At 31.1% G+C, this 13,505-nt stretch carries 13 protein-coding genes; 9 read left to right on the forward strand and 4 right to left on the reverse strand.

Translation table 11 applies throughout. The annotated features are described in order from the left end of the window. Genes Q0772_RS09830 through Q0772_RS09855 form a run of 6 tightly spaced genes read left to right on the forward strand, consistent with a single transcriptional unit; the run spans position 1 to position 6,967 of the window. On the forward strand, positions 1–933 hold the full coding sequence (locus tag Q0772_RS09830) for a methyltransferase domain-containing protein (protein ID WP_298343712.1): 933 nt from the start codon (positions 1–3) through the stop codon (positions 931–933). Next, positions 930–2,048 (forward strand): glycosyltransferase, encoded by a 1,119-nt coding sequence (locus Q0772_RS09835; RefSeq protein WP_298343715.1) that lies wholly within the window; start codon positions 930–932, stop codon positions 2,046–2,048. The genes Q0772_RS09830 and Q0772_RS09835 overlap by 4 nt, the downstream gene beginning before the upstream one ends. Further along, a complete protein-coding gene (locus Q0772_RS09840; protein WP_298343718.1) occupies positions 2,048–3,124 on the forward strand; it encodes a glycosyltransferase family 4 protein in 1,077 nt (358 codons plus the stop codon). Before Q0772_RS09835 ends, Q0772_RS09840 begins: the two co-directional genes overlap by 1 nt. Before the next feature lies 1 nt (position 3,125). Next, positions 3,126–4,505 carry an O-antigen ligase family protein gene (locus Q0772_RS09845; protein WP_298343721.1) on the forward strand — a complete coding sequence of 460 codons (1,380 nt, stop codon included), beginning with the start codon at positions 3,126–3,128 and terminating at the stop codon, positions 4,503–4,505. Further along, positions 4,502–5,515, forward strand: coding sequence for a glycosyltransferase family 4 protein (locus Q0772_RS09850; protein ID WP_298343724.1), 1,014 nt, complete (start codon positions 4,502–4,504; stop codon positions 5,513–5,515). Before Q0772_RS09845 ends, Q0772_RS09850 begins: the two co-directional genes overlap by 4 nt. A 60-nt stretch (positions 5,516–5,575) precedes the next feature. Continuing rightward, a complete protein-coding gene (locus Q0772_RS09855; RefSeq protein WP_298343728.1) occupies positions 5,576–6,967 on the forward strand; it encodes an exopolysaccharide biosynthesis polyprenyl glycosylphosphotransferase in 1,392 nt (463 codons plus the stop codon). A 43-nt stretch (positions 6,968–7,010) separates the two neighbouring features. On the opposite strand, the gene Q0772_RS09860 is transcribed toward Q0772_RS09855, so the two are convergent. Together Q0772_RS09860 and Q0772_RS09865 are read right to left on the reverse strand one after the other, a co-directional pair. Next, entirely contained in the window at positions 7,011–8,183 is a 1,173-nt protein-coding gene (locus tag Q0772_RS09860; RefSeq protein WP_298343731.1) for a DUF4105 domain-containing protein, read from the reverse strand. 55 nt (positions 8,184–8,238) lie between these two features. Beyond that, on the reverse strand, positions 8,239–9,225 hold the full coding sequence (locus tag Q0772_RS09865; protein WP_298344629.1) for a PorV/PorQ family protein: 987 nt from the start codon (positions 9,223–9,225) through the stop codon (positions 8,239–8,241). A 201-nt stretch (positions 9,226–9,426) separates the two neighbouring features. Here Q0772_RS09865 and Q0772_RS09870 point away from each other — a divergent pair, with 201 nt between their 5' ends. Together Q0772_RS09870 and Q0772_RS09875 are read left to right on the forward strand one after the other, a co-directional pair. Then, positions 9,427–10,188, forward strand: coding sequence for a CDP-alcohol phosphatidyltransferase family protein (locus Q0772_RS09870; RefSeq protein ID WP_298343734.1), 762 nt, complete (start codon positions 9,427–9,429; stop codon positions 10,186–10,188). A gap of 10 nt (positions 10,189–10,198) precedes the next feature. After that, entirely contained in the window at positions 10,199–11,014 is an 816-nt protein-coding gene (locus tag Q0772_RS09875; RefSeq protein ID WP_298343736.1) for a tellurium resistance protein TerC, read from the forward strand. 8 nt (positions 11,015–11,022) lie between these two features. On the opposite strand, the gene Q0772_RS09880 is transcribed toward Q0772_RS09875, so the two are convergent. Beyond that, positions 11,023–11,187 carry an Arc family DNA-binding protein gene (locus Q0772_RS09880; RefSeq protein WP_298343739.1) on the reverse strand — a complete coding sequence of 55 codons (165 nt, stop codon included), beginning with the start codon at positions 11,185–11,187 and terminating at the stop codon, positions 11,023–11,025. Positions 11,188–11,231: 44 nt separating this feature from the next. Continuing rightward, positions 11,232–12,092, reverse strand: a complete 861-nt coding sequence (locus Q0772_RS09885) for an SPFH domain-containing protein (RefSeq protein ID WP_298343742.1) — start codon at positions 12,090–12,092, stop codon at positions 11,232–11,234. Between the two features lie 261 nt (positions 12,093–12,353). Between Q0772_RS09885 and Q0772_RS09890 the strand changes: the two genes are divergently transcribed. Beyond that, positions 12,354–13,478, forward strand: coding sequence for a glycoside hydrolase family 5 protein (locus Q0772_RS09890; protein WP_298343745.1), 1,125 nt, complete (start codon positions 12,354–12,356; stop codon positions 13,476–13,478). The last annotated feature ends 27 nt before the right edge of the window (positions 13,479–13,505 follow it).

Raw genomic sequence — 13,505 nt, forward strand, 5'->3', positions numbered from 1 at the left:
ATGTTTAATAATATTATTCACCCTGATACACACTCAAAACTAATTGAGATTACAGATAGCTATTATCTATTTGAGGACCAATCTAAATTACCTGTGTTTAATGGAATACCTATATTATTAGGTAGAGAGTCTATTTTTGATGAATCGGATATTATTAAAGCTAAAGCAACAACACAGGACAAAGCGCACCTAGATAAATCAAACCTTAAAAACTATATTAGAAGGCAATTATTACCATCATTAAATAAAGATTTTTATATAAACAATAGGTATACAACGCTTGCTAAATCTTTGCCAGATAATAGTAAAATGCTTATTGTTGGTGTAGGAGAGAAAAGTGATTATTATAAAAAAATGTTTCCTAATTGTGATATTGTAACTTCTGATGTTCATAATCAATTCAAACCTGATTATATTTTTGATGGACATTTTATTCCTATTAAAAATGATTGCTTTGATATTGTTTTAGCAGCACAAGTTATAGAGCATACAATCAATCCATGGCTATTTTGCTCAGAATTACAACGCGTAACAAAGGTTGGAGGGATTATTCAAATTGAAGCGCCTCAAAATTTTCCTTATCATGCAGAGCCTTATGATTTTTTTAGATTTACCTACACAGGTTTAAGGAGTTTATTCCCTCAATGCGAAGTTATAAAAAGTGAAATTACAGAAGGTAGTGCCTCTTTAGTTGCAGTTGTAATTTCAAATTATTTAGTAAACCTTAGTTCTAAAAGAATTATAAGAAGTGCTTTATTATTTATAACTAGATTCTTATTTGGGTGGTTAAAATATTTAGATAAAATTAGAGGTTTAAAACCAAGTAAGAGAACTGTATCCATGCCAGTTGGTAATGCTTTTACTTTTAAAAAAGATACTATTAAAAGAACACCAAAAGATTTATTAAAAGTATTCTATACCTTGAAAAAATGAATTTTTTAATCATAACTCATGTGCCGCATTTAGTGGATGAAGATGGTATTTGTGCATACGCACCCTATGTGCGGGAAATGAATATATGGTTAAAACATGTAGATCAGGTGGTTTTATTGGCGCCAAAAAGTGATAAAAGTAAAAGTTTAATTGATTTACATTATAAGCATGATAATCTGAATTTTAAAGAGGTATATTCAATAGAGTTTACAAATGTAAAAAAGGCGTTTTTGTCACTTTTTAAAATACCTTCAATACTCTTTGAAATTTTTAAGGCATGTAAAAATTCAGATCATATTCATTTAAGATGTCCAGGTAATATTGGGTTGCTAGGGTGTTTGGTTCAAATACTTTTTCCTAAAAAAGTTAAAACAGCAAAGTATGCTGGAAACTGGGATCCTGATGCGAGCCAGCCATTAAGTTATAAATTTCAAAAATGGATACTTTCTAATACCTTTCTAACAAAAAACATAAAAGTTTTGGTTTATGGTGATTGGGAGAATCAATCAAAAAACATAAAACCTTTTTTTACTGCAACATATAAAAATGAAGAACGTTTAACTCCAAAAGTGCGTGATTATTCAGATCGTCTTCTATTCGTGTTTGTTGGTGGCTTAGTTGAGGGTAAACGCCCATTATTCGCAATTCAAGTTGTTGAAGCGCTAGTTAAAATAGGGGTTCAAGCTGAATTGTGCTTATATGGGGATGGTGTGTTGAAATCAGAATTGCAAAAGTATATTGATGATAATAACCTTGATAATTATATTAAATTGAAGGGTAATCGAGATAAGAACACGCTTAAACAAGCATTTCAGAAAGCACATTTTTTAATACTGCCATCAAGATCTGAAGGTTGGCCAAAAGCCATTGCGGAAGCTATGTTTTTTGGTGTAATACCTATTTCAACTTCGGTTTCATGTGTTTCATATATGCTGGATTACGGCAAAAGAGGGATTTTAATTGATTATAACTTAGAAAATGCAGTACAGTGTGTTTTGAATAGTTTGAAAAGCTCAGAGCGCTTAAAATCAATATCAGAAAATGCTTTTAAGTGGTCACAAAGCTATACTTTAGATGTTTTTGAGACTGAAATTATTAAATTAATAGAAACTTAATGCGCGTTTTACAATTAATAGATTCTTTAGATACTGGTGGATCAGAACGTGTTGCCGTTAATTTGGCAAATGCCTTATCTGCTAAGATAGAGGCGTCTTTTTTGTGTGCCACTAGAAAAGAAGGGTTGTTAAAAAAAAGTTTGTTTAATGAAGTAGGTTATCTTTTTCTAGAAAAGAAAAAAACTATTGATTTAAAAGCCATAAGGTTACTTAATCGTTTTATAAAGGAGAATGGTATAAACATTATTCATGCGCACTCATCATCTTTTTTTTTGGCAGTAATCGCAAAGTTTTTTAATAAAAATTTGATTGTTTTGTGGCATGATCATTATGGAAATAGTGAGTTTCTTAGTGGCAGAAAATCTCGTATGTTGCAATTTTGCTCTAAGTATTTTTTTCATGTTTTTAGTGTTAATAGAGCTTTAGAGGTTTGGGCAAAACAAAATTTAAGAGCTAAAAATATTTCTTATTTACCAAATTTTGCTTCAGTTGATAGTCATGATGCGTCAACAGTTTTAAATGGTAATGCAGGTAAACGTATAGTTTGTTTGGCAAATCTAAGATCTCAAAAAGATCACATCACTCTGCTTGATGCTTTTAATAATGTTTTAAAGTTTCATCCTGAGTGGACTTTGCATTGTGTAGGTAAAGACTTTAATGATAATTATTCGTCTCAAGTTAAGTCTAAAATTAAAACATTGAATATAGATGAATCTGTGTTTATCTATGGTAGTAAACCTGATGTTTTTAATATTTTAACGCAATGTGAAATAGGTGTATTGTCATCTAAATCTGAAGGCTTGCCAGTAGCTTTATTAGAATATGGATTGTCAAATTTAGCTGTAGTAGCTACAAGTGTTGGTGAGGTTAGTAGTGTGGTTGATAATAATTTTAATGGTTTAGTAGTTAAAGCATTAAGCTATGAAGAGCTATCTGAAGCTTTAATTTTTTATATAGAAAATGATTCAATTAGAAATGAGTACGCAACTAAGTTTAGCCAACATGTTAAGGATAACTTCTCAGAACAATCTCAATTAAATAGGGTTTTAGAAGTATATAATAAAGCAACACATTAGTTTGAAAAATTTAAATTACATAAAACTCATTGGCTTACATATCTTAATTGGGTTTGCAATTTATAGTTTAGAATTTCTTTCTAAAATATATCTGCTGGGTATTTTTATATATTTTTCAAATCAGATTTTTAGGAGCCCGCCGTCAAAAAAGGTAGTTCAGGTTTTAATGGCTTGTAGTTATGTTGTAGGAGCAGAGGTGTTTCTAAGAATGACAGGAGGTAGTTTCTTATACGAAACTTCAAAATATTTGGTTATTCTGTTTTGTTTATTTGGTATTGTAGGCATAAGGCTAAAGCAACCCATACCATACATTATTTATATTTTTTTATTGATACCAGGAATATTAGTAGCTGGATTTAATATTACAGAACAAACTACAATTAGAACAGCCATTGCATTTAATTTAAGCGGCCCCGTTTGTTTGGGTATTGTATCCATTTTTTGTTATAAGAGAAAAATTGCTTATCAAGATATGCATAGAGTGTTATTGGCTATGGCATTACCTCTATTATCTACAATGGTATATCTGTTTTTGTACACACCAAGTATAAAAGATACACTAACAGGAACAGGATCCAACTTTGCAGCATCAGGAGGATTTGGACCAAATCAAGTATCTACTGTTTTGGGACTAGGTATGTTTGTTTATAGTATTCGGTTTTTTATGCTCTCTCCCTCTCTTTTTATGAAACTTATAAATGGATTTATAGTGGCTCTAGTAAGCTATAGAGCTATTGTAACCTTTAGTCGTGGTGGGGTAATTACTGCGTTAATTATGATTGTGGCATTCATCTATTTTTATTTTATTAAAGTAAATGCTAAAGCAAAGTTTAGAATTAGTAGGACGGTTTTTTTATTTATAAGTATAGGTTTATTAATATGGTTGTTTTCTTCGATACAAACGAGTGGTTTAATTGATAAACGTTATACTAATAGAGATGCTCTTGGTAGGGAGAAAGCTGATATTTCTACAGGACGTGCAGATTTAGTGTCTTTTGAAATAGATGAGTTTTTAAAAAATCCAGTTTTAGGAGTTGGTGTTGGGAAAATTAAAGAATTAAGACAAAAAAGCGAAGGTATAGAGGCAGCTTCTCATAATGAGATGAGTCGAATTTTGTCAGAACATGGCTTATTTGGAATGGCTGCATTTTTAATTTTATTATTTACACCTTTATTATTTCGAATACAGCATAAATCCAATATTTTCTTTTATTCATGTTACTTGTTCTGGTTTTTAACCATTAATCACTCTTCTATGCGAATTGCAGCTCCTGCTTTTGTTTATGGACTTTGTTTGTTAGATATACAATTTAAAAATAGTAAAGTAAAGCAGTTGAATCGTTCAAAATCTAAAAAGAAACTAATCTCTGTGAAATCTTGAAAACCTTAATCTATATTGGAAATAAACAAGGCGTAAAAAAAGAAGCAAATTTATCTTCTATAGATGTCTTGGGTAATTTATTGGCAGAGACAGGTTATAGCGTTTATTCAGCGTCCTCTAAAAGGAGTATAGTTATTAGGTTGTTGGATATGCTTTGGGTTTGTATAAAATATAGTAGAAAAGCAGATTATGTCTTAATTGACGTTTATAGTACTTTAAATTTCTACTATGCTTTTTTAGTGAGTCAATTGTGTAGAGCATTGAGATTAAATTATATTCCAATTCTTCATGGAGGTAACCTTCCAGATCGATTAAAAAGATCGCCTAAATTGTCTAAGGCTATATTTAAAAATGCCTATACCAATGTAGCACCTTCAGTATATGTAAAGTCAAATTTTGAGATCTTAGGTATTAAAAATGTTATTTGTATTCCCAATACAATTGAAGTTAATAATTATGCTTTTAAAGAAAAAGTTTTCGACACAGTAAAATTGCTATGGGTACGTTCATTTTCAAGAATTTATAACCCGGTATTGGCTGTTGAAGTTTTAAACGGTTTGAAGAAAAAAAATATTGATAGCGAACTTTGTATGGTAGGTCCAGAGGGTGATGGGAGCTTATCTGAAGTGAAAAAGCATGCAGATAAATTGGGAGTAAAAGTTGATTTTAAAGGAAAATTAACTAAAGAGGAATGGGTTAAGTTGTCAGAGCATTATAATATTTTTATAAATACCACAAATTTTGATAATATGCCTGTTAGTGTCATAGAAGCTATGGCCCTAGGTTTGCCTGTAATATCTACAAATGTTGGTGGGTTACCTTTTTTAATAGAACATAAAAAAAATGGATTTTTGGTACCTCCTAATAGTGCAGATGAATTTATAAGAAGTATTGTTGAGGTTATTGATTCTGAAGAAAAAACGAATCAAATAGCTAAAGAAGCTAGATATTATGTAGAGCAGTTTGATTGGGGAATTGTTAAGAAGCGTTGGATTAAACTGTTAAAATAATTGGTGCTTAATTGAATTTACTTACTATCTTTATCATCTCTCAATTTTCATTTATGACGAATGTCTAATAGTGGTATTCATTTTAATATATCTGAACGGAAAATACTTCTCCGTATTTTCGATGTATTGTCTATTCTTTTTACACTTTATTTCGTTAGTAATAGTTTTGATTTTGATTATTTTACAATCACTAAAGAAAACTGGACGTGGGTTTTGGTGCTTGTTTTATACGTATCTATTTTTGCTACCGTTTTTGAGCTTTATGATTTGCAAAAATCTAGTAGAATTGATAAAATAGCTTCAGGTATTGTATTTACAGTATCTACAACCGTGCTTTTTTATCTTTTAACACCTTTTTATACACCCGTTTTGCCAGATAACAGGTTGCAAATATTATTCTTTTATTTTTCAATTCTCTTTGCCTTGTTCTTATGGCGTTTTGCTTATATCACGTTTATAGTGTCTCCAAGGTTTTACAAGAAAGTTTTAATTATTGGAGAAACTTCAAATATTGAAACTATAGTTGAAGCCTTCAAAAGTTCTGATCCAAATTACAAAATTGTTGGGTTTGTTAATTGTGAGCGCGATAAATTGTCGTCTGTAAAATTTAATGCTATTAAGGAATACGCGCCAAGACATATCATTGATGTTATAAAAAAAGAAAATTTATCTGAGATTGTTGTTGCAAGTTATAGTTCAGAAAATATTACTTCTGAAATTTATTATACACTTATAAAACTATTGGAAGAAGGTTTTCCTATAAATGAGTACACACAAGTTTATGAGGATTTAACACAGCGGATACCTGTTCAGTTTGTAGGCAAAGATTTTTATAAGTATTTCCCTTTCAGTAGAAATAATCAGAATAAACTTTATCTTTTTTTTCATCGTCTTTTCGATATTATAATATCATTTATTGGTGTTTTAATAGGGGGAATTTTAATTCCGTTTGTTTTATTAGGAAATTTTATAGGAAATCGTGGGCCATTATTTTATTCACAAGAGCGTGTTGGTAAGAATGGTAGACTTTTTAAGATTATAAAGTTTAGAACTATGATAAAGGATGCGGAACAATCTGGCATAGCATGGGCAAAAAAGGGAGATGTACGAGTAACCCCTTTTGGTAAATTCTTGAGACACTCAAGGTTTGACGAAATACCGCAGTTTATTAATATTTTAAAAGGCGAAATGAGTTTGATAGGTCCAAGGCCAGAACGTCCATTTTTTGTTAGAGAACTATCTAAAATGCTGCCCTTTTACGAAACACGTCACATTGTTAAGCCAGGACTTACAGGTTGGGCACAGGTAAAAACAAGATATGCAGCATCAATTGATGATAGTTTACTTAAACTACAATATGATTTATATTATATCAAACACAGGGGCTTTTTTCTTGATATGAATATTTTGATAAAAACATTAAGTACTATTATTTTCTTTCGAGGCCAGTAGTATATAAGTAATTTTCAGTTTAAAGGTTTTCTAAAAAAAGAAATTATAATTTACCGTAATACTTTATTAAAAAAATATATCTAATAAACAAGGCTATTAAAAGCGGAGTTAGTCCAATTGCAAAAACTTGTACACCAATAATCCAATGTAGTGTTAATAGGGAAAGTAAAATAATTAAAAACTTTAAATATTTTATAAACCATCTGGAAGCTTTTGTTTTTAGAAGTTGATGTGCAAATAAAACATTAAGAGCAAAAGCCCAAAGTAAATTATAGTTTTGATGTGTACCAGTATGGTCGGTAGCAAACCATAATAACAATATTAGAATACCAATCAATCCTGTAAGTATAAAAAGTATAACATCTAGCCATTTGCTTCGTTTTGATTTTGTATAGTCTTTACAGGTTGTATAAATAATTAAAAGACTAATAATACTTAAAATAAAAAGAGGGCTCAATAAAAAATTACTAGTTTGAGGAATATCTTTTTTTACATACAATACTCTGTTAGACTTAACCAGAGGTTTGTTGTAACTTTCAATGGTTGCATGTTCAAAAAACCTATAGATGTTTTCAGGTAAAAACATATGTTGCTCAGGGGTAGCTTGTCTATCTATAACTGAGCCAAGAGCTAAGTCAATGCCCAAACTCCCCCAGGAATTTCTGTTTAGATTGTTTTGTATTAAGGTTCTGAAAGTGGAATCTTTAAAACCTCTAGGTTTGTTAAACGTTATAGTATTATTTAGAGTAACATTAGTTACATCTTTAATTTTAGTGGCACAATTATCAAAAAAGAATTCGTATAAATAGCGTCTGTTTTCGGGTTTATAATTGTCTATTAAATAATCGTATAGCTTTTGTTTTTCGCTTTGTGAAAGATTTAACAGCTGTTCTTTTATCCCTCTATCGTAGTATTTGTAGATTTGATAAAATCGATTAAATTCAGTTTTATTAATAAGATAGTTGAGTTTTCCTTGTGCAAACTTTAAATAGAAATTTGGGGCATCAAAATCATATTCACCGTAACCGTAAACAACATCAATGTCCTTGTTTACATCTTTTATTCTGAATGCGCTATGACCGAAGGCGTCATTTAAAGATGATCCTGGGCCTACCGTAAGTACGCTTATTTCTGCTTGAGAAGACAGTTGACTTTGTTGAGCAAAATGAGTGTTGGTAAATAAAAAAAGAAAGGCAAGGAGGAGTATTTTTTTCAATTTTTCAAGTTTTACCATTAAACGGTTTAATTATTTTGCAAATGTATGCTAAGTGCTATCTAAAGATACTAAAATCAAGTTTTAGAGAAAATACATTTGAATAAAGAGCAACACTTTGGTCTCCAATATCGGTAAAAGCATAATCAATTTGAATGCCATTGTATTTAAAACCTAAACCAAAGCTAGGTTGGAAGGTTAACTGGTCGCTATTATCAATTTGTAATTCATTTTGAAAATTACCCATACCAGCACGAAGGTAAACCATATCGATATATCCAAACTCAAAACCTAAAGCAGGGTTTATACTGGCAAATGATGTAGAAATGATATCGTTATTTTCTTCAAACCTAACATTCAAATTAACTGAAGTTAAAAGCGTATAATCAACATTGAAATCTACTAACTTGGAAATCCCAATTTGTAATTTAGGAATAGTAATTTCTGTGGTTTCTGGTAATTCTTGATTCTGCCCTTCAATAGCATCACTAATAGTGGCAAATTCATCTTCATCAATAGCCCATGCATTAAAAGTAGTTGTTATGTCTCTGGCCATAACACCAAACTTCCAATCGTTGTTGGTTTCAAATTGAATACCAACATCTAAACCAAACCCCCATGAAGAAGCAAAATCTCCAATAACTCTTCTTATAACTTTTGCATTTATACCATAGTTTAAGCCTTGTACAGGTAGTTGTCTAGCATAGGAAAATGTTAACCCATAATCTGCAGTTGAAAATAAACTGATTCTGTCGTAGTTTATGTTTCCTTCGGCATCAATAAGTTGAGTTGTATTTAAAATATCATCAACCGCAAAACGAATTAGTGATATACCTACCGCACTTCTATCATCTAGAGGCATTGCGTAGGCTGCATAATCGTAATTGGCAATATTCGCAAAATAGCTAGAGTGCATTAATGCAAGCTGACTGTCTTCAAGTTTTAAAAGTCCAGCAGGATTCCAATAACCAGCGTTAACATCAGAGGCGTGAGCTGTAACGGCGCTACTCATACCCAATGCAGCAGCATCTACACCTATATTCATAAACTCATTAGAGTATTTTCTAACGGTTTGACTAAATAAAGACGCAGATAGAACACAAAATAACGTGGTGATGTAAAGTCTCAATCGCAATTTTTTTACAAAGATGCACATAATTTACATTCTTTAAAACTTCAAAATATAATAGATATTGCTTTAGACTCAATTTGTTTGTTATTTTTACAAAATCTAAGCAAGTTAACTATGAAAAAACATATACCTAATGCACTTACGCTACTAAATTTGTTTTGTGGGTGTATCGCTGTACTTCTGGCGGTAAATAATAGCTTTGTTTTTGCTGCTCTTTTTGTGTTTTTGGGCATATTTTTTGACTTTTTTGATGGTTTTGCTGCTAGAAAATTAAATGTGCAAAGTGAATTGGGACTACAATTAGATTCTTTGGCAGATATGGTAACAAGTGGCTTGGTTCCTGGGATTGTAATGTATAAATTATTACAGTTAACAGGTCCTTCATGGCAAGAGACCGTTGATGGTTTTGGGTATAATAGAACTATTGGGTTTGAATTTAGTAACCCAGAGTTTTATTATGTATGGCCACTTTTGGGCTTATTAATTACATTGGCTTCGGCCTACAGATTAGCAAAATTTAATATTGATGAAGATCAACAAACATACTTTAAAGGCTTGCCTACGCCAGCAAATACTTTATTGATCATTTCACTGCCTTTAATCATCGAATTTCAGAATAATGATACTATTAATGCTATTATTTTAAATAAGTGGTTTTTAATAGGGCTTACTTTTTTAAGTTGTTATTTGCTTAATTCGGGTATCAAATTATTCGCATTAAAGTTCAAAAATTATAGCTTTAAAGATAATGTTATCCGTTACATATTTATAATTTTGTGCATTGTGTTATTAATTGTTTTACAATTTGCTGCCATACCAATCATCATATTACTTTATATTATTCTGTCTGTTTTAGACAATACAACTTCAAAATAAATTAGAACCCATGTTAGAAAACATTTTCACGCTACTTATGTTAGTGCTTTTACAAGCTGTTTTAGGATTTGATAATCTGTTATACATCTCTTTGGAAAGTAAAAAAGCGCCAGTTTCAGATCAGAAACGTGTTAGAAAAGTAGGTATTTTGATAGCTATCGCATTAAGAATTGTTTTACTTTTTGTTTTAGTGTCCATTATAGATTTCTTCCAAGAACCATTTTCTTTTTTAACAGGAGGTATAGATGATGTTTTAAAGTTTGCATTTAACGGACATAGTTTAATTGTTCTTGCAGGAGGAGGTTTTATTATTTATACGGCTATAAAAGAGATTTGGCACATGATTTCAACAAAAGATTTGAGTCATGATGTTGAAAGTGGAGATGGTGGAAGAAGAAAATCAGCCAATGCTGCAATAACTAGTATTGTGATAATGAATTTAGTGTTTTCTTTTGATTCCATTTTGGCTGCAATTGGATTAACAAGTTCTATAGAAAATTCAACAACTGCATTTATTATAATGGCTATAGCTATTGTTTTTAGTGGTTTGTTAATGTTGGTATTAGCAGATAGAATTTCTGTATTTCTAGCTAAAAACAGAATGTATGAGGTTTTAGGTCTATTTATCTTATTTATTGTTGGAATTATGTTAGTTACAGAAGGAGGGCACTTGGCTCATTTAAAAATATTTGAAAATGAAATTGTTCCAATGAGTAAAACAACTTTCTATTTTGTTATTGTTGTTTTAGTAATTGTAGATATTGTACAAGGCAGATACCAAAAGAAGTTGTTGCAGGAGCAGGAGGTGTCAGGTAAGAAAGAATAAATTTATAGCTACTCCTTGTTTTTCTTGGGAGAGCGTTTAGCCTTTTTTAGGCTTTCATTCAACATCCATTCAATTTGACCATTGGTGCTGCGGAATTCATCCGCAGCCCATTTTTCAATAGCCTTGAGCATTTCTTCGTTTATACGTAATGCAAAAGCCTTTTTTTTTGCCATTTAGATTTAGGTTATTCAAGTGTGTTTAATATACCAAATATAGCTTATTGATTTAAAGTACCAGTATTTAAAACAGGGGAGGCATCCTTGTCGCCACATAAAATAACCATAAGGTTGCTCACCATAGCTGCTTTACGTTCTTCATCTAAATCAACTATGTCTTTTTTACTTAGTTCTGCAAGAGCCATTTCTACCATGCTAACAGCACCTTCAACAATTTTGTGTCTTGCGGCTACTATGGCTGTTGCTTGTTGGCGTTTTAACATAGCGTTAGCAATTTCTTGTGCATAAGCTAAATAGCCTATTCTTGCTTCTAATACTTCAATACCAGCTATAGAAAGACGTTCGTGGATTTCTTTTTCTAGGGCTTCACTCACTTCATTAACGCTAGAGCGTAATGTTATGTCTTCCACATGGCCTTCATCTGCAAAATTATCGTAAGGATACATGCTTGCTAATTTACGAACCGCAGCATCAGTTTGAACACGAACAAAGTTTTCATAATTATCCACATCAAATGCGGCTTTGTAAGTATCTTGAACGCGCCAAACTAAAATAGTACTTATCATAATTGGGTTACCAAGCTTGTCATTCACTTTTAAGCGTTCGCTATCAAAGTTACTAGCACGTAAGGATATTTTCTTTTTCGTGTAAAATGGTATAACCCAATAGAAACCATTTTTATTTATGGTGCCTAAATACTTTCCAAAAAGTAATAATACTCTTGAGTTATTAGGTTGTACCATAATAAAACCAAAAGCTATAAATATGGCAAAAATTATGGTTATTATAAAGAAAAGGTTTTCTGTTATAATGATGGCAACTATACTTCCTATAAACATAATAAGAAATATAAATAGCATTATATAGCCATTAGCTGGTGTGATTATTTTCTCTTCTTTCATAATTAAATTAGTTTATAATGATATTAAAATGATATCATAAAGATATAACAAATATTTTAATATTTGCATATAAACTACGAAATGTTTTAAGCCTTGTATTTTAACCATAGCTTAAAAGTTCTTTCTGGTGAAACTCAGTAAATATTAGTATTCAACATCATAGTTTAATAATGGTACTGATTATTTACATCTAATGCTCGATTTGTCACAATGTTTTTTTTGAAATGCCATTATATTTGTAAAAAAACAATTATGAGAAAAATGTGGTTTATTTTATTTTTAGGAATATTAACAATTAATTGCTCAACTTCAAGCGATAGTGGAGATGTTACAAAAATAGAGCAAGAAATTGAAGAGGAAGAAGAAATTGAAGAAATAGAAGAGGTTACAGGTGATATTAGGGATATTTCTGCATCAGAATTAGTAGCCGATATGGGGCCTGGTTGGAATTTTGGAAATTCTTTTGATGTTAGGGATAATGATAAGACAGCTTGGGGTAACCCTCTGCCAACTACAGGTGTGGTTGACGCTATTTACAACAGAGGATTTAGAACCCTTAGACTTCCTGTGACATGGGGGTATAATATGGGTGATGCTCCAAATTTTGAAATTGAAAAAAACTATTTTACTAGGGTTGAATCAATTATAGATTATGCTTTAGAAAAAGGGATGTATGTAATAATCAATATTCATCATGATGATAAATGGATTATACCCACGGTAGCACAAGCAACTTTCACAAAAGATCAATTAGACAAAGTTTGGACACAAATAGCTAATAACTTTAAAGATTATAGTGATTATCTAATTTTTGAATTGTTAAACGAACCTAGGCATAAGGATACTCCAGAACAATGGACAGGTGGTACTGAAGAAGGGAGAACAGTTTTAAACGATTACTATGTAACAATTTTAGATGCTATAAGGAAAACAGGTGGTAATAATGAGCTCCGTAAAGTTATGGTAGCGCCTTATGCAGCTTCTGTAGTTCAGAAAACTTGGGATGACTTTGTGATACCAAATAATGATGCTAATGTTATTATTTCAATACATGCCTATGTACCTTTTAGATTTGCACTAGAAGCCAGTGATCCAGATTGGGGTTCAGATGCTGATAAAGCGGATATAGATGCCCTGATGAATAGGATAGAAGCCAATTTTATATCTAAAGGATTACCTGTAGTAATGGGTGAATGGGGTAGTATAGGTCTTTTAGCTGATAAATCTGAACGATTAAAACATGCAGATTATTTTGTTGAAGCTTGTATGAGTAAAGGTATTGTACCCGTAGTTTGGGATGATGGTGGTGATTTTGGTTTATTAAATAGAAGAAATTTTGTTTGGGACTTTCCTGGAATAGCAGATGCTGCTGCAAACAAAAATTAAATATTTAGCCTCAGGGGTTAGTTGTTT

This window comes from uncultured Algibacter sp., from assembly GCF_947490405.1.
Classification (GTDB): Bacteria; Bacteroidota; Bacteroidia; order Flavobacteriales; family Flavobacteriaceae; genus Algibacter_B.